This is a genomic window from Actinosynnema sp. CA-299493 (assembly GCF_050946825.1).
Classification (GTDB): domain Bacteria; phylum Actinomycetota; class Actinomycetes; order Mycobacteriales; family Pseudonocardiaceae; genus Actinosynnema.
This window is the reverse complement of sequence record NZ_CP191993.1, coordinates 2,517,681-2,541,880: the sequence shown is the minus strand read 5'-3', so window position 1 is coordinate 2,541,880 and position 24,200 is coordinate 2,517,681. Positions and strand designations below refer to the sequence as shown.

Annotated in this window: 18 protein-coding genes; 8 read left to right on the top strand and 10 right to left on the bottom strand. The window is 72.8% G+C overall.

Going from position 1 to position 24,200, the window contains the following annotated elements; all coding sequences use genetic code 11:
* The first annotated feature begins 98 nt into the window (after positions 1-98).
* The 4 genes from ACQPYE_RS12130 (at position 99) to ACQPYE_RS12115 (ending at position 6,928) form a co-directional block, all read left to right on the top strand.
* A complete protein-coding gene (locus tag ACQPYE_RS12130) occupies positions 99-1,196 on the top strand; it encodes a PA2928 family protein (RefSeq protein ID WP_498721207.1) in 1,098 nt (365 codons plus the stop codon).
* Positions 1,197-1,967: 771 nt separating this feature from the next.
* Complete coding sequence (locus tag ACQPYE_RS12125; protein WP_498721206.1) at positions 1,968-4,313, top strand: Tex family protein; 2,346 nt, start codon at positions 1,968-1,970, stop codon at positions 4,311-4,313.
* A 15-nt stretch (positions 4,314-4,328) separates the two neighbouring features.
* A complete protein-coding gene (locus ACQPYE_RS12120; RefSeq protein WP_498721205.1) occupies positions 4,329-5,354 on the top strand; it encodes an NAD-dependent epimerase/dehydratase family protein in 1,026 nt (341 codons plus the stop codon).
* Positions 5,351-6,928: a phytoene desaturase family protein gene (locus ACQPYE_RS12115; RefSeq protein WP_498721204.1), complete on the top strand. Its 1,578-nt coding sequence runs from the start codon at positions 5,351-5,353 to the stop codon at positions 6,926-6,928. The genes ACQPYE_RS12120 and ACQPYE_RS12115 overlap by 4 nt, the downstream gene beginning before the upstream one ends.
* A 157-nt stretch (positions 6,929-7,085) precedes the next feature.
* On the opposite strand, the gene ACQPYE_RS12110 is transcribed toward ACQPYE_RS12115, so the two are convergent.
* Both ACQPYE_RS12110 and ACQPYE_RS12105 read right to left on the bottom strand, forming a co-directional pair.
* Positions 7,086-7,523 (bottom strand): SRPBCC family protein, encoded by a 438-nt coding sequence (locus ACQPYE_RS12110; RefSeq protein WP_498721203.1) that lies wholly within the window; start codon positions 7,521-7,523, stop codon positions 7,086-7,088.
* A 46-nt stretch (positions 7,524-7,569) separates the two neighbouring features.
* Positions 7,570-8,790, bottom strand: a complete 1,221-nt coding sequence (locus tag ACQPYE_RS12105; RefSeq protein ID WP_498721202.1) for an ABC transporter substrate-binding protein — start codon at positions 8,788-8,790, stop codon at positions 7,570-7,572.
* A 248-nt stretch (positions 8,791-9,038) separates the two neighbouring features.
* Here ACQPYE_RS12105 and ACQPYE_RS12100 point away from each other — a divergent pair, with 248 nt between their 5' ends.
* Positions 9,039-11,846 carry a helix-turn-helix transcriptional regulator gene (locus ACQPYE_RS12100; RefSeq protein ID WP_498721201.1) on the top strand — a complete coding sequence of 936 codons (2,808 nt, stop codon included), beginning with the start codon at positions 9,039-9,041 and terminating at the stop codon, positions 11,844-11,846.
* A gap of 144 nt (positions 11,847-11,990) precedes the next feature.
* On the opposite strand, the gene ACQPYE_RS12095 is transcribed toward ACQPYE_RS12100, so the two are convergent.
* Positions 11,991-12,524 carry a LuxR C-terminal-related transcriptional regulator gene (locus ACQPYE_RS12095; RefSeq protein WP_236594835.1) on the bottom strand — a complete coding sequence of 178 codons (534 nt, stop codon included), beginning with the start codon at positions 12,522-12,524 and terminating at the stop codon, positions 11,991-11,993.
* A 113-nt stretch (positions 12,525-12,637) separates the two neighbouring features.
* Positions 12,638-13,057, bottom strand: a complete 420-nt coding sequence (locus ACQPYE_RS12090; RefSeq protein ID WP_498721200.1) for a GNAT family N-acetyltransferase — start codon at positions 13,055-13,057, stop codon at positions 12,638-12,640.
* Between the two features lie 124 nt (positions 13,058-13,181).
* On the opposite strand from ACQPYE_RS12090, the gene ACQPYE_RS12085 reads away from it, so the two are divergent.
* Entirely contained in the window at positions 13,182-13,967 is a 786-nt protein-coding gene (locus tag ACQPYE_RS12085; protein WP_498721199.1) for an enoyl-CoA hydratase/isomerase family protein, read from the top strand.
* Between the two features lie 42 nt (positions 13,968-14,009).
* Here ACQPYE_RS12085 and ACQPYE_RS12080 read toward each other — a convergent pair whose 3' ends face one another.
* From ACQPYE_RS12080 to ACQPYE_RS12070, 3 genes are all read right to left on the bottom strand, one after another.
* A complete protein-coding gene (locus ACQPYE_RS12080; protein WP_498721198.1) occupies positions 14,010-15,563 on the bottom strand; it encodes a serine/threonine-protein kinase in 1,554 nt (517 codons plus the stop codon).
* Between the two features lie 186 nt (positions 15,564-15,749).
* Positions 15,750-17,807: a glycosyltransferase gene (locus ACQPYE_RS12075; RefSeq protein WP_498721197.1), complete on the bottom strand. Its 2,058-nt coding sequence runs from the start codon at positions 17,805-17,807 to the stop codon at positions 15,750-15,752.
* 2 nt (positions 17,808-17,809) lie between these two features.
* Complete coding sequence (locus ACQPYE_RS12070; RefSeq protein ID WP_498721196.1) at positions 17,810-18,643, bottom strand: WecB/TagA/CpsF family glycosyltransferase; 834 nt, start codon at positions 18,641-18,643, stop codon at positions 17,810-17,812.
* An 85-nt stretch (positions 18,644-18,728) separates the two neighbouring features.
* Here ACQPYE_RS12070 and ACQPYE_RS12065 point away from each other — a divergent pair, with 85 nt between their 5' ends.
* Together ACQPYE_RS12065 and ACQPYE_RS12060 are read left to right on the top strand one after the other, a co-directional pair.
* The gene (locus ACQPYE_RS12065) at positions 18,729-19,970 is read left to right on the top strand and encodes an MFS transporter (RefSeq protein ID WP_498721195.1); all 1,242 of its coding nucleotides are present in this window, start codon (positions 18,729-18,731) and stop codon (positions 19,968-19,970) included.
* Between the two features lie 286 nt (positions 19,971-20,256).
* The gene (locus tag ACQPYE_RS12060; protein WP_498721194.1) at positions 20,257-20,670 is read left to right on the top strand and encodes a ricin-type beta-trefoil lectin domain protein; all 414 of its coding nucleotides are present in this window, start codon (positions 20,257-20,259) and stop codon (positions 20,668-20,670) included.
* Positions 20,671-20,724: 54 nt separating this feature from the next.
* Here the strand turns inward: ACQPYE_RS12060 and ACQPYE_RS12055 are convergent, their stop codons facing one another.
* The 3 genes from ACQPYE_RS12055 to ACQPYE_RS12045 form a co-directional block, all read right to left on the bottom strand.
* On the bottom strand, positions 20,725-22,041 hold the full coding sequence (locus ACQPYE_RS12055; protein ID WP_498721193.1) for a cytochrome D1 domain-containing protein: 1,317 nt from the start codon (positions 22,039-22,041) through the stop codon (positions 20,725-20,727).
* A 66-nt stretch (positions 22,042-22,107) separates the two neighbouring features.
* Positions 22,108-23,364, bottom strand: a complete 1,257-nt coding sequence (locus ACQPYE_RS12050; RefSeq protein ID WP_498721192.1) for a hypothetical protein — start codon at positions 23,362-23,364, stop codon at positions 22,108-22,110.
* Positions 23,361-24,197, bottom strand: coding sequence for a glycosyltransferase (locus ACQPYE_RS12045; protein ID WP_498721191.1), 837 nt, complete (start codon positions 24,195-24,197; stop codon positions 23,361-23,363). Before ACQPYE_RS12045 ends, ACQPYE_RS12050 begins: the two co-directional genes overlap by 4 nt.
* Positions 24,198-24,200 lie beyond the last annotated feature (3 nt).

Here is a 24,200-nt window from a genome sequence, read left to right as displayed (position 1 = left end):
GGACTCGCGAACCCGGTTCCTGGGACCGGTAGGCGAGGTGTCCGGCCGAAGCTGGCCCCAGCACGACCGAACGGCTGAACGACCGAACGGGGGAACCGATGTACCAGACACCGCAGCAGTACTCGCCGGTGCTGCCCTACGAGACCTCACCACCTCGACGTCGCCGCGGCCTGCCGCTGTTCCTGCTGCCGCCGGCGCTGGTCGCGCTGCTGCTCTTCGGCGGGTCCTACGCGGTCTCGCCGGAGCCGGACGTCGAGATGCAGGCCGGTTTCGCGTTCGCCGAGGTCGACGGGCGGGACGTGGTGCTGGCCCCGTACGCGCGGCACGGCGTGCGGGGCCTGTTCCAGATGATGACGCAGGACCTGTTCCAGGTGCGACTGGCGGCCACGGACCCGGCCACCGGCGAGGTGCTGTGGGACACGCAGCTGTCCGACCGGCTGGTCTGGGAGGCGTCGGTGCTGGCGGCCGGGCGGCGCTACGCCTACCTGGCCACCGACTCGGGGCTGGTCGTGGTCGGGCTGGCGGACGGGTCGGTCGTCGCCGAGGGCGCGGGCGTCGAAGGGCTCGGCGACGCGTTCGCCACGGCGCGGACCGCCTACGCGTACGACCGGGAGAACAGCCGGTTGATGGCCATGAACGCCACCGGAGGGGTGTTGGCGATCGGGCTGGACGAGGTGGTGGCCACGCCGGTCGACGCGCGGACCGCCGCGACGTGGTCCGGCCGGCTCTCCGTGCAGCGCGGCCCGGGAGCCCCGACCGCCGCGACCGGTGTCGAAGCCTCCTTGGACGCCGGGGCCGAGCGCGTCGCGCTGAGGCAGGCGCCGGACGCCGCGCCGGGCAGCGTGCTGGTCCGCGTCACGGTCGACGGTCGGGAGGTCCCGGTGGGCGCGACCACGTTCCACGGCGCCCGGCTGGTGGTCGACGGCGTGACCGCGGTCGCCACCGCCACCGGCCACGTGCTGGTCGAGCACCAGCGCTCGGTGAACGACGCGGGCGTCGCGCTCAGCCTGGTCTCCCTGGCCACGGGGCAGGTCACCGCCACGCTGGCGGTCGACTCCCGGGTCGACCGCGCGCTCGTCGGGCCTGACGGCACCACGGCGCTGACCGCGGGCGAGGTGTTCGCCGCGGCCCGAGGTGACGGCTTGGTCGTGTCGCTCGACGTCGGCCTGTCGGACTTCTTCGGCTCCCACCGCTGACCTGGAAAGGACGAACCACCATGAAGGTGCTCACCTGGCTCGGGCTCACCCGTGCGGCCGGGCGCGATCCTGCCGGTCCGCTACCTGCCCGACGGGCGCGCGGTGCCGGCCACCGACGCGCCGCCGGACGAGCTGCAAGCCGCCCCCGACCGCGTGCGGGTCGCCAAGGGTCACCTGACGCCGCACCGACCGGGGTCTGGATCACCGCCCCGCGCGGGCCCGCCGTCCTCGCGGCCACCCGCAGCCTCGGGTCGGTCGACGGTTCGTCCAGCAGGCGCGCGATGGAGCCGGCGCTGAACCGCTCCGCGATGTCGATCCGCACCACGCCCTCCAGCAGCGACCTGGCGCGCAGGTGCGGGTCGTGGATGGACACGGGTTCCGACGACCCACCCCGCCTCACCGGGGACGGAGTTCGCCGTAGCGCCCTTGTCGTCGGCAGTCACCGCAGATGCTCACCCGATTCGCCGCCACTGGAGCAGACTTGAGGACGCAAGTCTTGCGGACGCACACCGCTCTGCGGAGATTTACCTTCATCATTTACTCGGGTGGCGGATCGGACCGAGCCTGTTTGCTCGAATGGCGGATCGGAGCGACCCGCCGTTCGCGCACCGGTGGCCCGTTCCCGCACCCCGCGCTAATCCGCAAAATTGCGCCGGCCGTTCCACCGGGTGTCGGCGCGATGCGAATTCCACCTTTCGGCGGCACACGGGGAGGACGAGCACGGTCGGGGTGCCCGAACGTGGCCCGGCGGGCAGGGCACAATGGCTCGCTGTGACCACAGCCATTCACCAGAGGATCGCCGACGAGCTCGGGGTGCGGGCCGGGCAGGTCAGCGCCGCCGTCGACCTGCTCGACGGTGGTTCCACCGTTCCCTTCATCGCCCGGTACCGCAAGGAAGCCACCGGCATGCTGGACGACACCCAGCTGCGCACGCTCGAAGAGCGGCTGGGCTACCTGCGGGAGCTGGAGGAACGCCGGGCGGCTGTGCTCGAGTCCATCCGGTCGCAGGGCAAGCTGGACGAGGCGCTGGAGGCCTCGATCCTGGCCGCCGACTCCAAGGCCCGGCTGGAAGACCTCTACCTGCCCTACAAGCCGAAGCGGCGGACCAAGGCGCAGATCGCGCGCGAGCAGGGCCTCGAACCGCTCGCCGACGGCCTGCTGGGCGACCCGGCGCAGGACCCGCAGGAAGTGGCGAAGGCGTTCGTGACCGAGGAGGTCGCCGACGTCGCCGCCGCGCTGCTGGGCGCGCGGGCGATCCTGGTCGAGCGGTTCGGCGAGGACGGCGACCTCATCGGCGAGCTGCGCGAGCGCATGTGGACGCAGGGGCGGCTCGCGTCCAAGGTCCGGGAGGGCAAGGAGGAGGACGGGGCGAAGTTCTCCGACTACTTCGACTTCTCCGAGCCGTTCGCCAAGCTGCCCTCGCACCGCATCCTGGCGCTGCTGCGCGGGGAGAAGGAAGAGGTGCTCGACCTCCAGTTCGACCCGGCCGACGAGGACGAGCCCACCGGCTACGAGGCGCGCATCGCATCCCGCTTCGGCGTGGACGACCGGGGCCGCCCGGCCGACCGCTGGCTCGGCGACACCGTGCGCTGGGCGTGGCGCACCCGGATCCTGGTGCACCTCGGCATCGACCTGCGGTCGCGGCTGCGGGCGTTCGCCGAGGACGAGGCCGTGAAGGTGTTCGCCTCGAACCTGCGCGACCTGCTGCTGGCCGCGCCCGCGGGCACCCGCGCCACGATGGGCCTGGACCCCGGGTTCCGCACCGGCGTGAAGGTGGCCGTGGTCGACGCGACCGGCAAGGTCGTGGACACGGACGTGATCTACCCGCACGTGCCCGCGAACCGCTGGGACGAGTCGATCGCCAAGCTGGCCGTGCTGGCGCGCAAGCACGACGTCGAGCTGATCTCCATCGGCAACGGCACCGCGTCGCGCGAGACCGACAAGCTGGCCGTCGACCTGCTCAAGCGGCACCCCGAGCTGAAGCTGACCAAGGCCGTGGTGTCGGAGGCGGGCGCGTCGGTGTACTCGGCGTCGGCGTTCGCGTCGGCCGAGCTGCCGGGCATGGACGTGTCGCTGCGCGGCGCGGTGTCGATCGCGCGCCGGTTGCAGGACCCGCTGGCCGAGCTGGTGAAGATCGACCCGAAGTCGATCGGCGTCGGCCAGTACCAGCACGACCTGTCCGAGACGAAGCTGTCGAAGTCGTTGGACGCGGTGGTCGAGGACTGCGTGAACGCGGTCGGCGTCGACCTGAACACCGCGTCGGCGCCGCTGCTGACCCGCGTCTCCGGCATCACCGCCGGGCTGGCCGAGAACATCGTGCTGCACCGCGACAGCAACGGCCCGTTCCGCTCGCGGCGCGCGTTGAAGGACGTGGCGCGGCTGGGGCCGAAGGCGTTCGAGCAGTGCGCGGGCTTCCTGCGCATCCCGAACGGCGAGGACCCGCTCGACGCGTCCTCCGTGCACCCCGAGGCGTACCCGGTGGTGCGGCGGATGCAGGAGCGCGCGGGCGGCGAGCAGCTGATCGGCAACACGGCGGTGCTGAAGTCGCTGCGCCCGCAGGAGTTCGTGGACGACACGTTCGGCCTGCCGACCGTCACCGACATCCTGCGCGAGCTGGAGAAGCCGGGGCGCGACCCGCGGCCCGCGTTCAAGACGGCGACCTTCGCCGAGGGCGTGGAGAAGATCTCCGACCTGCGGCCCGGCATGGTGCTGGAGGGCGTGGTGACGAACGTGGCCGCGTTCGGCGCGTTCGTGGACGTCGGCGTGCACCAGGACGGCCTGGTGCACATCTCGGCGCTGTCCAACACCTACGTCAAGGACCCGCGTGACGTCGTGAAGTCCGGTGACGTGGTGCGGGTGAAGGTGCTGGAGGTCGACATCCCGCGCAAGCGGATCGGGTTGACGCTGCGGCTGGAGGACGAGCCGGGCCGCAAGCCGCCGCGCGAGCAGCGCGACGACCGGCGTGACGGTCAGCGCGGTGGTGACGGTCAGCGCGGCGGCGGGCAGCGCGGTGGTGCTCAGCGCGGTGGCGGCAAGCCCCGTCAGGAGGAGCGCCCGCCGGCGAACGGCGCGATGGCCGAGGCGCTGCGGCGCGCGGGGCTTGGCGGCGCGAAGTAGGGGTACCCGGCGGCCATGAGGGTCGTCGTCACGGGTGCCAGCGGCAACGTGGGGACGGCCCTGCGCCGGGTGCTCGCCGACGCGGGCGACCAGGTGGTCGGCATCGCGCGGCGGATACCCGTCGGTACACCCGGGTGGGTGAGCTGCGACGTCGGCGCGCCGGCCGCCGAAGCGGTGTTGAGCAGGGCGTTCGCCGGCGCGGACGCGGTGGTGCACCTGGCGTGGGCGGTGCAGCCCACGACGGGTGAGCCCGACATGCGGCGCACCAACATCACCGGGAGCGCGCACGTGCTGCGCGCGGCGGAACGTGCCGGTGTGCCCCATGTCGTGGTGGTGTCGTCGGTGGCGGCCTACACGCCCTCTTCGACGCCCGTCGACGAGACGTGGCCGTGCGGCGGCGTCCCCGGCAGTGCGTACAGCAGGCAGAAGGCCGAGTTGGAACGGCTGGTCGCCGGCCGGGCCGGGGTGGTGGTGGTGCGCCCTTGCGCGATCGTGCAGCCGGACGCGGGCGGTGAGCTCGCCCGGTGGGTGCTGAGCCCGTTGCTCCCGGCTCGGGTGCTCGGCCGGCGGTGGCTGCCGGTGCCGTTGTGGCGCGGGCTGCGGGCGCAGGTCGTGCACGCGCAGGACGTGGCGCGGGCGATCCGGGTGGTCCTGGCGCACCGGGCGGTGGGCGCGTTCAACGTCGCGGCCGACCCGCCGCTGGGTGCGCGTGAGCTGGCGGCGGTGTTCGGCGGGTTCCTCGTCCCGGTGCCGTTGGCGGTGTTGCGGGCGGCGGCGTGGGCGACCTGGCGGGTGGGCGCGCAGCCGGTGCACCCGGGCTGGCTGCGGTTGGCGGACCAGGCGTCCCTTGTGGACTGCACGCGGATCGGGGCGCTGGGGTGGGCGCCCGGGCACGAGCCGCGCGAGGCGTTGGCGGAGGCCGTGGCGGCGATCGCGGAAGGGCGTGGCACTTGGGGTCCGCTCGCGCCGCGCCGGGTGGGGCGGTGGCGGGGGTTGGGGTTCGGTCGGCCGGTGCAGCAGAGTCAGGGAGACGTGCGTTGAGCGATGTCGTGGACGCGGTGGTCATCGGTTCCGGCCCGAACGGGCTGGTGGCGGCGAACTTGTTGGCCGACGCCGGGTGGGACGTGCTGGTGCTGGAGGCCGCCGACGAGCCCGGTGGGGCGGTGCGGACGGCGGAGTTGACCGAGCCGGGGTTCCGGCACGACCTGTTCAGCGCGTTCTACCCGTTGGGCGCGGCGTCGCCGGTGATCTCCGGGTTGGGCCTGGAGCGGCACGGGTTGCGGTGGCGGCGCGCGCCGGAGGTGCTGGCGCACGTGCTGCCGGACGACCGGGCCGTGGTGCTGTCGCAGGACGTGGACCGGACGGCGGCGTCGGTGGACGCGTTCGCGGCGGGTGACGGTGACGCCTGGCGGGCGGAGTTCGCGCTGTGGCAGCGGGTCCGGTCGGACCTGGTCGAGGCGTTGATGCGGCCGTTCCCGCCGGTGCGGGCGGGCGCCGGGTTGGCCGGGGCGTTGGGCGCGGGCGGGACGTTGCGGTTCGCGCGGTCGTTCCTGCAGTCGGTGCGGGCGTTCGGGGACGAGCGGTTCTCGGGCGAGGGCGCGCCGTTGTTGATGGCGGGCAACGCGATGCACACCGACCTGGGGCCGGACCAGGCGGGCGGCGCGGCGTTCGGGTGGTTGCTGTCGATGTTGGCGCAGGACGTCGGGTACCCGGTGCCGGAGGGTGGGGCCGGTGAGTTGACGAAGGCGTTGGTGCGGCGGCTGGGCGGGGTGGTGCAGTGCGGTCGGGCGGTGGACCGGGTGGTCGTGTCCGGCGGGCGTGCGCTGGGGGTGCGTGACGCCGCCGGCGGGTACGTGCGGGCCCGCAAGGCGGTGCTGGCGGACGTGCCGGCGCCGGCGCTGTACCTGGGGTTGGTGGGGGCGGAGCACCTGCCGGCGCGGTTGGTGTCGGACCTGGGGGCGTTCGAGTGGGACGACGCGACGATCAAGGTGGACTGGGCGTTGGACGGGCCGGTGCCGTGGACGGCGGCGGGGGTCCGTGGCGCGGGGACCGTCCACTTGGGAGGGGACTTCAACGGGTTGGCCATGTTCAACGCGGAGATCGCGTGCGGGCGGGTGCCGCGGACGCCGTTCGTGATCATGGGGCAGATGACGACGACGGACCCGACCCGTTCACCGGCCGGCACGGAGACCGCTTGGGCGTACACGCACGTGCCGCGGGGTGAGCGGTGGTCCGCCGACCGGCTGCGGCGTCGTGCCGACCGGGTCGAGCAGCTGATCGAGCAGCACGCGCCGGGGTTCCGCGACCTGATCCGCGCGCGCGTGGTGCACGGGCCGTCCGACCTGGAGGGCCGCAACCCCAGCCTGGTCGGCGGTTCGATCAACTCGGGCACGGCGGCGATCCACCAGCAGCTGGTCTTCCGCCCCGTGCCGGGTCTGGCCCGTGCCGACACCCCCGTCGACCGCCTGTACCTGACCTCGGCGTCCGCCCACCCGGGCGGCGGCGTCCACGGGGCCGCCGGCGCCAACGCCGCCCGTGCCGCCCTGACCCGCGACGGCCTGGCCGGCGACTTCTACCGCCTCCTCCTCCGCACCCTCCACCACCACCTCTACTAACCCGCGAGTCCTACGTCCAGAGCCCGAGAGTCCTACGTTCACGGACCCCGAGTTCAACGCTCAGCGCCCTGGCTCCGTGCCGCCGGCTGCGTGAGCGTTGAATTCAGGGCTCCTGAACGTAGGACTCTCGGGGCGTGGAGGTAGGACTCGCGCGGGGTCAGTTGGGTTTGCGGGTGGCTTGGGCGGAGAGGCGGGTCAGGGTCTCGCGGTTGCGGGGGACGAGGAAGAGGGACTGGGCCGGGGCGGGGAGGAGGGAGAGCGGGCCCTTGACCGCCTCTTCGCTCATGGTGACCTCGCAGCCGTCCGGGGTGGACTTCAGGTCGAAGCGGATGCGGGCCGCGCCCAGCGGCCACAGGCGCGCCTCCAGCTCCAGCATCCGGGGCGGGTCGACGTCCAGCACCGTGGTCACGTCCTGCACCGCCACCGGCCACGCGCCGACGCTGTGGTGGATCCGCGTGCCGGTGCCCGGCCACCCCGCCTCCACCTCGCGGATGTGCGCGGCGCCCACCACCCACCCCGCGTAGGACCAGCCGTCGGCCAGCACCGCGAACACCTGCTCCACGGACGTGGGCACCACCAAGCGCACCTCGATCATGCGCCTCGGATTCCCCGCGCGGACCGGCGGAAACTACTCCCGACGGCTACTTGGCGCGCGTGCCCTTGAGCTTCACCAGGTCCGACTCGAACAGGTTGGCGACGACGGCCAGCCCGCCGGGCGTCGCCGGGTCGGGCCGCGCGATGTAGGACTGCGTCGCCGACGGCCGGCCCACCAGCGAGAACCGCAGCTGCCCGGTCAGGCTCCGGGTGTCCACCTTGTTGGTGTCCTGGAACGCCCGCAGCACACCGTCACGCGTCAGGTCGCGCTCGCCGCACGCCTTCTCCAGGATCGCCGCGAACGCCACCCCGATCACGTACCCGTGGTCCACCGACCCGGTCGGCTCCAGGTCCGGGAACTCGCGCGTGAACGCCTCCGCCACCGCGCGCGGCCCCGGCAGGTCGGTGGCGAACGGCGCGATCGGCGACACCACCTGCACCCGCTTCACCACGGCCGCCGCCGCGGGCGTCTCCAGGATCAACGGGTCGTACCCCACCGCGTTGACCAGGAACGGCACGTCCCAGCCCAGCCGCTCGGCGGTGGCGACGGCGGTCGCGGTCTGCTGCGGGGACGTGCTCAGGAACACCGCCTTCGCCCCCGCCGCGCGCAGCTCGCCGACCTGCGCGGCCACGTCCGCGGTCTCCGGCACGCCCTTCGCGACCAGCTCCATGCCCCACTGCTCGGCGGCGAACGCGCTGCCCTCCAGCGCGTTGAGCCCGTAGTCGCTGTCGACGTGGATGTGCCCGATGGTGTCGCCGGCGGCGATCAGGCCCGCCCGCTTGACGTGGTCCAGCCCGTTGATCACGTCGAGGTCGTAGGTCGTGCCGACGATGACCATGTGCGGGTTGCCGAGCAGGCTCGCCGACCACGACGCGGGCGCGGCGATGGCGCGGGTCTGCATCAGGTCCGGCTCGATGGCCTCGGTCATCGGCGTGCCGGTGACGTCCATGAACCCGAGCACCTGCGGCTCCAGCTCGAAGTACGCCTGCAACGCCCTGTCGACGTCGTAGCCGTGGTCGGCCTGCTTGAGCTCGACCTTGCGCCCGCAGATGCCGCCGCGCCCGTTCAGCTCGTTCAGGAACAGCTCGTAGCCCTTGATCCGGATGAGCGACGTGGCCGAGAACGGTCCCGTCATGTCGGTGAGCACGCCGAGCGAGATGGTGTCGTCGGTGACGCCCGGTCCCGTCCTGACCGGCGTTTCCTCCGCCGCGCCGCACCCGGCGGCCAGCACCGCGAGCACGGTCGATCCGACAACCAGGTTGCGCACCAACGGGACTCCCACCACTCACGTTACCGACGGGTAAGGAGTATTGACAGACCTCACCCGGTTCGCCTAATCATGTGACATACCGCACGGTCGGTGAGCTTTTCCGCATCGATTCCGCACCCGTTCGCCGCATATGCCACCCGAACAGCCCCTTAACGTCACCGAAGCGCGAGGGGGTGCTCCGGCCGAACGATTCGGGTTCTAATACAGGGGTCCGGTCGGTCTCCCCGGCAGTGCCTGGAGTGCGCATGACGCCACCGCGAACCAGTTCTCCCGTCCTCGTGGGCCGGGGCGACGAGCTGGCCGCGCTGGTGGGCGCCGTGACGTCCCAGCCGTCGGTGGTGCTGGTGGCGGGCGAGGCCGGTGTCGGCAAGAGCAGGCTGGTGCGGGAACTGCTCGGCCGGCCCGAGTTGCGGCCGCTGCGCGTGCTGACCGGGTTCTGCCAGCCGCTGCGCGAGCCGTTCCCGTACGGGGCGGTGCTCGACGCGGTGCGCACCGTGGGCGGCTACCTGGGCCGGGTGGCGCTGAGCCCGGTGACCGGGGTGTTGCGCCCCCTGCTGCCGGAGCTCGCCGCCCACCTGCCCGAGCCGCCCGAACGCCCCGAGGACCCCCGGCACGAGCGGCACCACCTGTTCCGCGCGGTGCGCGAGCTGCTCGCCGCCCTCGGCCCCGTCCTGCTGGTGGTCGAGGACCTGCACTGGGCCGACGACGGGTGCCGCCACCTGCTGCGGTTCCTGATGGCCGACCCACCGCCGAACCTCACCACCCTGGTCACCTACCGCCGCGAGGACGCGCCCGGCGGGATGCCGCTGGGCAGCGCCTACCGCCCGCCAACCGGGGTGACGTCCGCGCTGGTGGAGCTGGGCCCGCTGGACGTCGGGCAGGTGCACGACCTCACCGCCGCGATCCTCGACGTGGACGCCGTGCCCGCCGAGTTCGCCGCACGGCTGCACGAGCGGACGGCCGGCATCCCGTTCGTGGTGGAGGAGATGCTGCGGGCCCTGCGCGACCCGGACTGGCGCCTGCTGGACGCGGTCGAGGTGCCCGCGCTGCTGCGCGACGCGATGGCCGAGCGCCTGGCCCGGTTGCCGATCACGGGCCGGCGCATCGCCGAGGCCGCCGCCGTGCTGGGCGTGCCCGCCACCGAGCAGCTCCTCGCCGAGGTCGGCGCCGTCGCGCCCGGCCGGTCCGGCGCCGCGCTCACCCACGCCCTGCACAGCGGCGTGCTGCACGAGACCGCCGACGTCCGCTACGGCTTCCGCCACGCCCTCGCCCAGCAGGCCGTCTACGACACGCTCACCGGCCCCGAGCGCCAACGCCTGCACCTGCGCGCGCTGCGCGCCCTCGACAACGCCACGCCGCGCCCGTTCATGCAGCTGGCCGAGCACAGCCGACGCGCCGGGCTGCTCCACGACTGGCTGCGGCACGGCGAGGCCGCGGCGGACCGGGCGCTGGAGGTCGGCGACCCGGCCACCGCCACCCACCTCTACCAGCGGCTGCTGGACGAAGCGTCGCTGTCCCCCGCCGACGTGGACCGGCTCGCCGTCAAGCTCGGCCAGGTCGCCCGGGGCGGCCTGGACCAGCGCGACCCCCGCGCCACGCTGGAACGGCTCCTCGACGACCACCGGCTGTCCACGGCCGCGCGCGGCGAGGTGCGGCTGAACCTGGGCTTCCTGCTGATCCGCCAGTTCGACGGGCCGCGGCACGGTCGCGCCGTCTTCGAACAAGCCATCGGGGAGCTGGCCGCGCGCCCCGACCTGGCGATGGGCGCGCGGGCCGTGCTCGCCCAGCCGTTCGTCGGCGCCACGCCGCTGGCCGAGCACCTGCGCTGGATGCGCGAGGTGGACGCGTTCATCGACTCGTGCGAGGACGACGAGGTGCGGTTCGCGCTGCTGGCCAACCAGCTCGGCTCGCGGATGTGCACCGGCGACCAGACCGCGATGTCGCGGCTGGACCGGTTGCCGGACACGGCGGCGGACGTGGCGGTCCGGAGGCACCTGGCGCGGGCGCACTGCAACCTGGCCGACGCGTTCGCCCTGGTCGGGCACTTCGACCTGGCCCGCGACTTCCTCGACCGCGGCCTGCGGCTCACCGTCGGCGCCGGCGTGCCGTTCACCGAGGGCACCGGCCAGTCCACCCGCGTCCACCTCGACTGGTACCGCGGCGACTGGGGCACGCTCCAGGACCGGGCGACGCGGCTGCTGGAGGAGTACCGCGAGCTGCTGCCGGTCGCCGGGGAGCTCAACCTGGTGCTGGGGTGCCTGGCGGTGGCGCGCGGCGACTGGGACGCGGCCGAGCGGCACCTGGCGGACAGCGGCGTGCGGTCGGTGGAGAACTCGATCACGCCGGTGGCCCTGGGCGGTTTCGCCGCGTTGACCAGGCTGTGGTTCGACCGGGGCGACCTGGCGCGGGCGTGCGCGGAGGCGGACCGGGGGCTGGCGCTGGCCCGGCGCAAGGGCGTGTGGGCGTGGCTGGGCGAGCTGGCGCCGGCCGCGGTGGACGCCTACCGGGCCGCCGGACGGGTCGAGGACGCGGTCAAGCTGGTGGAGGAGCTGGACGCGGGGCTGGTCGACCGGGACGCGCCGTTGGCGCACGCGGCGTTGAAGGCGTGCCGGGCGTTGCTGGCGCGGCGGGACGAGCCGTGGCTGCTGGAGGACGCCCGCCGGGCCGCCGACGACCTGGGGCTGCGGTACCACTCGGCGATGCTGTCGGAGCGGATCGCACTGGTGGCGCTGGAGCGCGGTGACGACGACGCGGTGGCCGCGCTGGGCGAGGTGGCGGCGCGGTTCGACGCGTTGGGCGCGAGCCGTGACGCGGCGCGGTGCCGGCACCTGGTGCGGGGCGCGGGCGTGGCGACACCGTCACGGCGCGGCAGGCGCGGGTACGGCAACGCGTTGTCGCCGCGTGAGCAGGACGTGGCGCGGCTCCTGGCCGGGGGACGCACGAACCGCGAGATCGCCGACGTGCTGTTCCTGTCGCCGCGCACGGTGGAGCAGCACGTGGCGCGGGTGCTGCGCAAGCTCGGCGTGGCGTCGCGGGCGGAGCTGCTGACCTGAGAACGACCAGGCCGGTCCGGGAGAGCCGCCGGTCCGAGAGCTGCCGGCGGGGTCGGAGAGCAGTGAGAGCGGTGAGCGCCGTGAGGACCGCCGGGGGGTCGCCCGTCGATCCTCACGGCCCTTGTCCATGACCGGTACGTGCGCCTAGAGGTACGAGCGCTGGCCCCACGGCATCGCCGCGGCGAGCTGCGCCCGCCGGCCGATGTCGAGCTTGCGGTAGATGCGGGTGATGTGGAGCTCGACGGCCCGGGTCGACACCGAGAAGTGCTCGGCGATCTGCCGGTTCGTCATCCCCTCCAACATCATCAGCGCGATCCGGTGCTCGTGCGGCGTCAACGGCTCGCGCGAGCGCGCCTCGGCGCTCTGCCCATCGCGCGGCCGGACGATGCCCGGCACGCGCTCACCTTCCGGCACACCCAGCAGCACGTGCCACTGCCGTATGCGCACCTCTGCGATCGACTGCGATCGCACGTACGGGTCACCGCGCACCAGGTCCCGGGCCGCGGCGTCGTCGGGCACCTGAACGATGAGCAGCACGCCGGAACCGTCGGCCCAAGGGCCGGTTCCGACGAGCACACCCTGCTCGGCGAGCGGACGCCAATATTCCCGGTGTGCGAGATGAATGGATCTCCGCACCTGGCGCGCATCACGAAATGTCAACTCAACGGCGAAAGCCACTGGACTGATCCCCATTTCATTCCGCGGCCGACTTTCGCCACATACTCAACTGGGGCGTTTATTCACTGTCAAGTGAGACACGTCACAACGGTGATATGGGAACCCGATGGCCCCTATAGCCGCTTTTCGAACCAGTGCTCCGCATAGCGGTCGTCGTTGAACGCCGATACCTCACGGTAGCCGTGCCGCGCGTACAACGCCCGCGCTTCGACCAGGTCAGTACGGGTGTCGAGGCGAATGGCCGCGGCACCAAATGAGACAGCCGCTTCCTCGACTGCCGCGAGCAGCGCCGCGCCGCCGCCGGAGCCCCTAGCCGCCGGATCGACGAACATCCGCTTCATCTCCGCCGTTTCGCGGTCTACCAGGCGGAACCCGACGCATCCTCGCACCGCGCCGTCGCGTCGGCCGACGAAGAACCGCGCCAGGTCGTCGGTCGGGTCGTCGGCGATCGCCCGGTCGACCTCCGCGGGCGTGGCCGGCCGTCCGTAGTAGCGCGTGATGATGTCCGTCAAGTACGTGCGGATCACCGCCACGGCGGTCGGGCTGTCAACCGGTTCGGGCTGAACGGTCCAAGAACTCATTGACAGATTTTCACCCGCGCTGGTCCATTCGGACACCTGGTTTTCGCCATTCCGGACGCGTGTAAAATCCACGGCCGTGGCAGCGCAACAGGTCCGGCTGGAGCGGGACGCCGTGGGGCTCGCCGTGCTCACCGTCGACGCTCCCCCGCTGAACCTCTACACCGCCGAGTTGCAGGACCTGCTGGAGGCGGCGGTCGAGGACCTGGAGGCGCGCCCCGCGCGGGCGTTGCTGATCCGCTTCGAGGGCAAGGTCGTCAGCGGCGGCGTCGACGTGGCGCTGTTCGCCGCGCAGCAGACGTCCGCGCGGGCCAAGGTCCTGCTCGACCGGATGCTGGAGCTGCCCGAACGGCTGGCCGCGCTGCCGTTCCCGACCGTGTTCGCCGCCCACGGCCTGTGCCTGACCTGGGCGTTCGAGGTCGCGGTGGCGTGCGACATCGTCCTGGCCGCGCGGCGGGCGACGTTCGGGTTGGTGGAGAAGGTCGTCGGGCTGACCCCGACCATGGGCGGCACGCAGCGGCTGGCCGCGCGGGCGGGCGTCGGGCGGGCCAAGGAGTTCGTGATGACCGGCGAGCGCTACGACGCGACCACGCTGGAACGGTGGGGCGTGGTCAACCGGGTGCTGCCGGACGAGGGCTTCGACGACGCGGCGCTGGAGTTCACCGCGGCGCTGGCGGCCGGTCCCACGTTGGCGCACGCCGCGACCAAGCGGGTGCTGGCGCACTTCGAGAACGGCGGGGTGGCCGAGGCCGACGAGCACGTCACCACGATCGCGGCCGAGCTGTTCGACAGCGAGGACCTACGCGGCGCGGTGCGGTCGTTCCTGGCCGACGGCCCGGGCAAGGCGACGTTCAGCGGTCGCTGATCCGCCCCACCGCGTGGTCGTGGGCGTGGGCGATGCGGCACCCTACCGGGGGTCGTAGGCGGCGGAGCCGTACCAGGCCAGGGCGGAGCGCAGCTCGACCACGTCGCGGTCGCGGCGCTTGCGGTAGCGCTCGTGCGAGATCGGGTAGACGCGCAGGCCGCCCTTGTGCTGGGTGAAGCTGCCGCCCCCCAGCGAGTCCGGTGTCCTGGCGGCGGCGACCAGCCAGACCACGAGCCACGGGCGGGCGTGGTGCGCGTCCACCTTGACACGGGCGATGGCGTACCACGGGAGGCGGTGGGACTCCTCGCCGTTGGACAGCGTGATGCCGTCCGGGCCGACGTCGAGGGTGAGCGGCGAGCGCACGACGCCGACCAGGAGGCGGACGCCGGCCAGCGCGAACGCCAAGAACGCGATGGTCGCGGCCAGCCGGACGGCGCCTGGCGCGCCGTTGCCCTCGTCGGCGATGGAGAGGGTCACGACGGAGGCCAGCACGTGCGCGCCCGCCCAGCTCAGGCCGACGGCGCGGGAGGTCTTGAAGCGGACGCCGGTGGGGCGGACCTCCTTGCGCTCGGGCTCGGCCTTGCGCTCCGGCTCGGCCTTGTGCTCGGACTCGGGCTTGTGCTCGACGCGGGTGGGCGCCTGCCGCGGCGGCGCGGCGGTGGCGACGGTCGGCGGTTTGGGCGGTGGTTCGTCCACCATCACGCGGGTCGGCGGCTTGGCGGGCAGCTTGCCCAGCTCGGTGTGCCGCTGCTCGACCATGGTGCGGACGCGCGCGGGCAGCCAGGACGGTTCGGCGGACGGCGGGCCGATCGCCTCCAGCAGGCGTGCGGGCGTCGGGCGGTTCGCCGGTTCGCGGACCAGGCACGGCACGATCAGCGGCACCAGGCCCGGCGGCACGCGGGAGAGGTCCGGCTCCTGGTGGACCACGCGGTAGACCAGCGCGGACGTGGCCCCCTCGCCGAACGGCCCGCCGCCGGTCGCGGCGAAGACCAGCACCGAACCGAGCGCGAACACGTCGCTCTGGGTGGTGATCTTCTGGCCGATGACCTGCTCGGGCGACAGGTAGCCGGGGGTGCCGAACACGATGCCGGCTTCGGTGAGCGTGGAGTGCTCCAGGGCGCGGGCGATGCCGAAGTCGATCACGCGGGGGCCGTCGTCGGCCAGCAGCACGTTGGACGGCTTGAAGTCGCGGTGCACCAGGCCCGCGCCGTGGATCGCGACCAGCGCCTCGGCCAGGCCGCCGGCGAGGCGGCGCACGGCGCGCTCGGGCAGCGGGCCGTGGTCCTGGACGGCCTGGTGGAGGCTCGGGCCGGGGATGTACTCGGTGGCCATCCACGGCCGGTCGGCGTCGGGGTCGGCGTCCACGACGGTGGCGGTCCAGAAACCGCCGACCGCGCGGGCCATCTCGACCTCGCGGCGGAAGCGCTCGCGGAACTCCGGGTTGTCGGCCAGTTCGGGGCGCGAGACCTTGACCGCGATCGGCCGACCGCCGCGTGACCGCGCCAGGTAGACCGACCCCATCGCACCGCGGCCGAGGGCGGCGAGCAGCGTGTAGTCGCCGATCCGCGACGGGGCGTTCGGGGGCAGTGGCTCCACGACACCCACCCTAGATGCGCCGGCCCCCTCTCCCGCGCAAGACGGGCAGGTTCGCGGCGCAACACACAGTGACGCAACCTCGCGCCCGGTCGCGTAGTCGAGGGTGTCTCAGGACCCGGTCGACGTGTGCTGAGCGTTCAACTCGGGGTACGCGAACGTAGGACACGGTCGTTCTGGAGGTAGGACTCACGGGGTGGTGAGGGTGAGGAGGGTCAGGGTGCGGGCGTGCCAGGAGTGGGGTTCGACGGAGGCCCGGAGGAGGTGGGAGGGCAGGAGGGGGCCGGTGGCCAGGGTGGCGCGGAGGGCGTCGACGAACTCGCCGTGGGAGCGGGCGGCGCGGACGCGGTCGGTGTAGCCGGCCAGTTCGGCGAAGTCGGTGCTGACCACCGGGAGGCCCAGGGCCAGGTACTCCTTCAGCTTGATCGGGTTGGACCGCTTGATCCAGTCGTTGTCCTGCCACGGCATGATCGCCACGTCGAACGCCGAGCCGTAGGCCGGGATGGTGGTGTAGGGCCGGAAGCCGAGCCAGTGCACGTTGGGGTGCTTGTCGAAGCGCTCCATCGGGTGGGTGGCGTCGCCGATCAGCACCAGGGACGCGTGCGGCAGCTCGACGGCGACGCGCTCCAGCAGGTCGAAGTCGACCACGAAGTCGTCCAGCGCCCCGAAGAAGCCGATGCGCGGACCGGGGATCGCGCGGACGTCGTCCGGCCACTCGTGCTCCGGCCGCGCGGTGAAGTGGTCGACGTCCACGCCGTGGTCGAGGAAGTGGGCGCGGGAACCGGTGCGCGGCAACTCCTCGTCCATCAACGCGTGGCTGACGTAGACGACGTGGTCGGCGTTGGCCAGGAGCTGGTTCTCCAACGCCTCGATGGACGCGCGGTCGGCCTCGGGGAAGTCCGAGTGCCGGTCCGAGCGGTTGAACACCAGGCTGCGCCGGCGCATCGGGGCGACCACGTCCCAGGCGGTGGGGATCGTCACCATGATCACCGGTGTGCGCAGGCCCAGCGCGAGGGCGACCAGGCGCACCTGGGAGCGGACCAGGACGGCGTTGACCTTGCGCAGGAACGGCGAGCCGTAGAACGGCAGCGGCAACGGGGACATCACGTAGAAGTCCGGCATGGGCCGGCGCACGAACTTGGCCACGCTGCGCAGCTTGCGCAGGATGCGCCGGGACACGTGCGTGCTGTTGCCGCGGGTCGGCATCCGCATGCCGATGCTGTTGACCACGAGCACCCTGCGGTGCGCGGCCATCGACCGCATCAGCTGGAAGTCCGAGTGCGCCCGGTTGTGGTACCACCAGTCCTGAGCGGAGAAGCACACCCAGCCGGGTTCGGCACCGCCGCCGGAACCGCCGGCGCCTGGTCGGGCCGGCCACCGCCGCCAGCGCAGCAGGTCCCTGACGGCCGTGCGGTGCTTGACGCCACGCGGCGCACGCAGCAGCTCGTTCAGCAGCACGGCGCACCACATCGCGAACGCGACCGCCCGGCCGTGGCGCTCGCGGACCATCCGGACCCGGTTCGTGGTGGCCATCGACCACAGCACCGGCGACGTCGACTGCTCGCCGCCCAGGTGCACGGCACGTGCCCGGGGTTCGTAGCGGATGGCGTACCCGCGCTTGCCCGCGCGCAGCATGTACTCGGTCTCCTCCGAGTACAGGAAGTACCGCTCCTCCAGCACGCCGGTCGCCTCGCGCGCCTCGCGGGAGATCAGCCACGCCGCGCCGGTCGCCCAGTCCGCGGCCCCCGCCGTCTCGTACCGGAGGGGGTCGACCACCAGCTCGCCGAGCGCCTCGGAACGGCCGGCCCGCGTGCCGCCGAGGATCGCCTCGCCGAGAGCGCGCACCGGGTTCGGCGTGCGGCGCAACGACAGCTGCGGCGCGCCGTCCGGACCGGCCAGCCGGGGCACCGCGATGCCGGTGCCGGGCAGCGCGAGCGCGGCGCGCAGCAGCGCGACGGCGTCGCGGTGCAACCGGACATCCGGGTTGAGCACCAGCACGTCGCAGTCCGGCGCGGCGGCGAACCCGGCGTTGACGCCCGCCGCGAAGCCGTCGTTGGACGCGCGGGCGACGACCTGGGCGTGCGGCGCGACCCGTGCGACGATCGCCAGGGTGTCGTCGGCGGACGCGTTGTCCACCACCACGACCCGGCTGTCCGGAATGGACTCCAGTGCGACGGCGACGGACTTCAGGCAGTCTTCGACGACCTCGGCGCTGTGGTAGGTCACGACGACGACGGCAAGCGGCACTTCTACTCCCCGGACTGGTTGCCGACGACCTCGGCGGTCGGCTGATCGCCGGCGCGGCCGGAGGTCGGGCGGAACCGGGTGCGCAGCGCGCCCCCGAGCAGGCGGAACGCGAACGGCAGGTCGTCGCGCAGGTAGCGCTTGGCCAGGCGGCGCGGTTCGAGCGCGAGGCGGTGCAGCCACTCCGCGCCCAGCTTCTGCACCACGCCCGAGGCGCGGCGGAACTCCCCCGCGGCCATCGGGATGCCCGCGCCGCAGCCGAGGAACCAGGTCGTCGGCAACTCCGCGCGCAGCAGTCGGATCAGACGTTCCTGCTTGGGGAAGCCGAGGCCGACGAACACCAGGTCCGGCGCGGCCCGCACCACCCTGGCGACGGTGTCGGCGGTGGTGTCGGCGGAGTTCTCGAACCCGAACGGCGGCGAGTCCGTGCCCACGACGCGCAGCCCCGGGTACCGGGCGCACAGGGCTTCGGCGGCCTTCTCCGGCACGCCCGGCTCACCGCCGAGCAGGTAGAGGGAACGGCCTTCGCGGGCGGCGGCTTCGGCGAGGGTGAACACCAGCGACGACCCGGTGACCCGTTCGGGCACCGGGACGCCCGCGAGCCTGCCCGCCCACACCACCGGCATCCCGTCGGCGACGACGAGCTCCGACTCGGCGATCAGCGCCGCGAGCTCGGGACGGCGGGTCGCGGCGCGCACGATGTCCACGTTGGCCGTGACGATCGCGCCGCCCTCGGCCCGTCGCCAGGCTTCGGCGACGTGATCGGCGACACCGGACTCCCGGACGGACCACACGTCGATGGCGCCCACGCGGACGCGGGGCTGCGCTATGTCCGGCATACCCGCGTCATCGGGTTCCGGGCGGTCCCCGTTACGACGTGGCCCGGCCGGGTAACGGCTACCGCACGTGACCGATAACGGGAACATGTACGTTGCGTCCGTCCGGCCCAGCGCGCGGGTCAAGGGCAGGGTCCCCGGCACCGTGGTCGCACTGGGCGCGGTGAGCCTGCTGACCGACGTCTCGGCCGAGATGGTCACCGCGTTCATGCCGGTGTACCTGCTGTTCACGCTCAACATGGGCTACGCGCAGTTCGGTGTGCTGGACGGCCTGTACACCGGCGCGACGGCGGTGCTGAGGCTCGTCGGCGGCCACCTCTCGGACCGGACGCACCGGCACAAGGCCGTCGCCGCGGCCGGCTACGGGCTGTCGGCGGTGACGAAGCTCATCTTCCCGCTCGTGGGCGCGTCGGCGTTCGGGATCGGCGCGACCATGGCGGCGGACCGCGCGGGCAAGGGCCTGCGCACCGCGCCGCGTGACGCGCTGATCTCGTTGGCCACGCCGCCGGACCGGTTGGGCGCGGCGTTCGGGCTGCACCGCAGCATGGACACGGTGGGCGCGCTGCTCGGGCCGTTGGTGACGTTCCTGCTGATGTACTGGGTCGGCACGGTGGCGGGCCCCGTGTTCGTGGTGAGCGCGTGCTTCGCGGTGATCGGGCTGATCGTGCTGGTGGCGTTCGTGCGGGAGAGCCCGCGCCCCGCGCTGACCGGGCCGCGCCCGTCGGTGCGGGCCGGCGTGGCGTTGCTGCGGGAGGCGGGGTACCGGCGCCTGGCGGTCGCGTCGGCGGTGCTGGGCCTGGCGACGTTGTCGGACGCGTTCGTGTTCATCCTGGTGCAGAAGGCCACCGGCGCGCCGCTGCACCTGCTGCCCTTGTTGCCGTTGGGCACGGCGTTGGTGTTCCTCGTGGCCGCCGCCCCGGTGGGACGCCTGGCGGACCGGGTCGGGCGGTGGCCGGTGTTCCTGGGCGGGCACGTGCTGCTGCTGGGCGTGTACGTGCTGCTGCTGGTCGCCGGCACCGGTTACGCCGGGGTCGGCGCGGCCCTGTTGCTGCACGGGCTCTTCTACGCCGCGACGGACGGCGTCCTGTCGGCCCGGGTGAGCGCGCTCGTGCCGGAGTCGTTGCGCGCGTCGGGCTTGGCGGTGGTGCAGACGGGCCAGGCGCTGGCGCGGCTGGTGTCGTCCGTGGCGTTCGGCTTCCTGCTCCAGTTCGCCGCCTTCGGCACCGCCGTCCACGCGGCCGTCGGCTCACTCCTCGTCGCCGTGGTGGTGGCGTGGCGGCTCAACCGCGTCACGGTGCGGGCGGCGCACACCGACGGGCGAGCGACCTGACGTTTCCGACGTGGACACCCGCCCGATCGGTTCGCCACGACGCCGCACCGTCCACCACCGGTGGTGGCGGTGACTCCCGTCGGTGGGGATCGGTGCCGGCAAACTCATCTTTCGATGGTTTCCGCTGACACCGCAGGTGATTTCCGCGGCGTCGGCCGTGATCGGGATCAGGCCCGCGCGTCACCCTGCCAGGGAATTGCTCGCCCCTGTCCACCGGAGCAGGCTGGCCCGAGGCGCGCTTGACCGAGATCAGGATTCACCGTTCTTCTCAGGAAGGAGTTGCCTCGTGCGACTCAAGGGTTCAGCAGTCGGCATGATCGCCCTCGCCGCCGCCTTGTTCTTCACCGCTCCCGTCACCGCGTCGGCGGCGACCGACCAACCATCGTCACCAGCCGCCACCTCCGCGACCTGCTCGGAGAGCAGCGGAGCAGGCATCAGCACACGTGCCGCCGACGACTGCACCAACATCGGCAGCGTCTTCGACTGGGAATTCGTCGAGGTCCACGACGGGGTGTACCTGCTGAAGCGGAAAGGCACCAATGACTGCCTGACGACGAACGGCGACGATCTTTTCCGGGCACCGTGCAGGAGCAGTACTACGCCTCAGCTGTGGCGGGATGTCACCGACAACGTCGGCGCGAGGACGTTCGTCAACGTGGCACATCCCGAAGTGTGCGTGTACGCGTACGTCGCCCCTTGACGCGGCCCGTCACTCCCGCATCGCGCTGATGAGGGTGTGTGACGACCGGGTGTCCTAGAGCAGACCGATCGAGCCGTGGGACGCGGAACGGCCGTGGGTCAGGTCGCCCGCGTGGCTCGCGGTGTAGCCCTGGAGCAGGGTGGCCAGGCCCACCAACAGGGGGACGTTGGCGTCGCACTGCGCCTTGCCGTACGCGTTCGTGGTGGCGGTGCAGAGGGGGTGGCCCTTGACCGTGCGGAACGAGATCAGCTTGCCCGCCACCGGCTTGCCCGTGTGGGTCTCGGTGAGGGTGGCGTCCAGGCTCCGCGCGGTGAAGCCCAGGAGGCGCAGTTGCAGCTGGGCGTAGCCGGCGGCCAGCTTGGTGGCGGCCGGCGGGACGGCGTGGATCGCGATGCCCACCGGGTTGACCCCGACGGGGACGGTGGTGACCACGGACAGGGTGGTGGTGTCGACGATGGACACCGTGCCGCTGGTGAAGTTCGTCACGTAGGCCCTGGCGCCGTCGGGGGTCAGGGAAACGCTGATCGGCCTGCTGCCCACCGGGATCTGGGCCACCGGCGCGAGCGTGCCCAGGTCGACCACCGACAGGCTGTGGCCTTCGCTGTTGGTCACGTAGGCGCGCGCGCCGTCCGGGGAGATGGCGACACCGTGCGGGATGAAGCTGACCGGGACCGCGCCGAGCACGGCGTTGGACGCGGTGTCGACCACGGAGACGTTGTTGGACAGCTTGTTGACCACGACGAGCTTCGCGCCGTCCGGGGTCACGGCCACGGCGGTCGGGGTGTGGCCGGTCGGGATCTCGGTGATCTCGGTGTTCGTCGTGGTGTCGACCACGGACACCGTGCCCGGGCCGGCGACGTCGTGGGCGACGTAGAGCCGCTTGCCGTCCGGGGTGATCGCGATGCCGTCCGCGTTCGGGCCGACCGGGATCGTCTCGGTGGTCGCCAGCGTGGCCGCGTCCACGACGGACACCGTGCCCGCCAGGTAGTTCGACACGTACACGTGCCCACCGGACGGCGACACCACGACGCCGGCGGGTCCGTCGCCGACCGGCACGGACGCGTCCACGGTGTTGGTCGGCGTGTCGATGACCGTGAGCGTGTCGTCACGGACGTTCGTCACGTAACCGCGCGTGCCGTCGAACGCGACGCCGACGCCGTAGGGCGAGTCGCCGGTCGAGTCGATGAGCGTGGTGGTCACCGCGTTCGTGGCCGTGTCCAGCACCGAGACGCCGCCGCCGTTGTTCGCGACGTAGCCGAGCACGCGCACGGGGTCCGCGGCGGCCGTCCCGGGCGGCGCGAGCAGCAACGCCGCGCCCAACGCGACCGCGCCGCACACCACCGGCGTCTTGCGGATCTTCCTGAGCAGCACGATCGGCCTCCGTGGGTTCGGTCCCGCACTGCCCCAATCGCCGGCCGGGTCTGCGCCGTTAGCCGGTCAGAACCGGTACACGTGGACTTGGTACGGACCGAAGTCGTCCACGATCCGGCCGTCCACGATCGGCACGGTCCGGTCCTCGTCCACCACGGTGGCGGTGCCCGACGACACCGGCACGGTGAGCGTGACGCGGGCGGCGCGGCTGCGCGGGTGGTCCTTGGTGCCGTCGGTCTGGGCCAGGACCCACCGGGTGTCCCCGATCTGCTTGTGCAGCACGGGGACCGGGATGCCGTTGTCGCTCGACGCGGTCGCGCCCGGCAGGTTCGGCGCGTTGAGCACCGGCGCCAACGACTTCAGCCGCGCGTTCACGGCGGCGACGCGGGCGGTGATCGCCGGGCGGGTCAGGATGCTGGAGTACTCGCCGGTCCCGTCGGTGTGGAAGCTGTGCGCGAAGTAGTTGATGCCGGTGGCGCCGTGCAGGACCGTGTTCCACACCGCCGATTCGAGCTGGTCGGGTTCGATGGTCTCGCCCCGGTCGTGCGGGTGCCCGGTCTCCACGAACCCGTAGAGCGGCTTGTCCGGGCCGCACCACTTGCGCATGGTGTCGACGACCTGCCCGTAGCTGTACGCGCCGACGGTGTGGTTGCGGTCCGGGTGCGTCCAGCCGTAGTAGTCGGCCGAGGCGATGTCCGCGGCCGAGCAGTAGGTCCGCATGTCCTCTTCGTAGGACTCCTCGATGTAGCCGTAGCCGATCTCGCCGGTCGGCGTGCCCATCCACGGGCTGAAGTTGAGGTACGTCGGCCGGGACGGGTCCTTGGCGCGCACCGCGTCGGCCGCCGCCACGATCGCCGACGGCTGCATGTCGGGGTGGAACACGTCGCCGTAGACCTTGGTCATGTCCGGCTCGTCCGCGATCAGGTAGCCGACGTAGTTGCGGGCGTGCGCGGTGTCGGCCAGGACCGCGTCGACGCGCGTGCCGTCCACGTAGACGCGCCAGTCGGTCTCGTGGAGCCCCTCCTGGCGGAGGTACCACCACTCGTCCTCCCAGAGCCCGATGCCGAAGTCGACGCCGATCGCCGGGAACGCCCGGCCGAGCTTCTCGCCGTTCTCGACGCCGGACGGGTCCTGCATCCAGACGTTGATCGGGAACACGGCCGGGTCGCCGGTCGGGTTGGGCCCGTTGACCCACTTCTCGTAGTAGTCGACGGACGGGCCGGCGGGCACGGGCGCGGGTGCCGGGTCGGCCGGCCGCCGCGCCTGCGCCGTGCAAGCGCTCACCGCCAAGGCCGCGACCAGCACCACGCGGGTCAGCCTCACCTCGGCGCCCGCGCGGCCAGCACTTGCTTCGCCTTCTCGAAGCCACCGGGGCCGAGCAGCCGCAACGCCGTGGTCTTGGCCAGGTACCTGGCCCCGTCACGCGCCGACCGCAGCGGGTGGCCGACGAACCGGTCGCGGGCCAGCACGCCGCCGGCGGGTTGCGGCACGTCGTCCAGCGCGTCGCCGAACAGCGGCCGGTACGGCGCGGGCGCGACCAGCCTGCCCCGGGTGCGATTGCTCACGTTCCCGCCGTGCACGACCTGGAGCCAGCCGGGCGGTCCGCCCAGCGACACCACCTCGGCGTGCCGGTGCAGCCGGTTGTGCCAGTCGGCCCAGCACGTCACCGGCGCGTCCCAGCTCTCCCGCATCGACGCGAACGCGTTGTCGCGGTCGTGGTGCGCGAACAGCCCGGTCGGGCTCTTGACCAGCCCGTTCGCCAGGTAGAGCGCGGTGCGGCGGCCGGTGGACCGCTCGGCCTGGAGCCGGGCGACGAAGTCCGCGGCGAGGCCGTCGTCGTTGTCGAGGTTGGTGGTGATCAGCTCGTCGCCCTTGACCGGGAAGAGCGCCGAGATGTCCTCGACCAGCTCCTCCCGGCCGACCTGCGTGCGGAACACCGGCGTGTACGCGTCGCCGTGCGCCTCGATGCGGTCCTTGAGCCACCGCGGGCTCTCCGGGTCGAAGTAGATGAGCCACCGGAAGTCCGAGGACGTCTGCGCCGCCACCGAGGGCAGGCAGTACCGCTCGAACAACCCGACGCGTTCGGTCAACCACCCCTCCCGCGCCCGCACGACGCTCTCCGCGCCCACGGACGGCAGGTTGAAACGCGTCAGCACGAC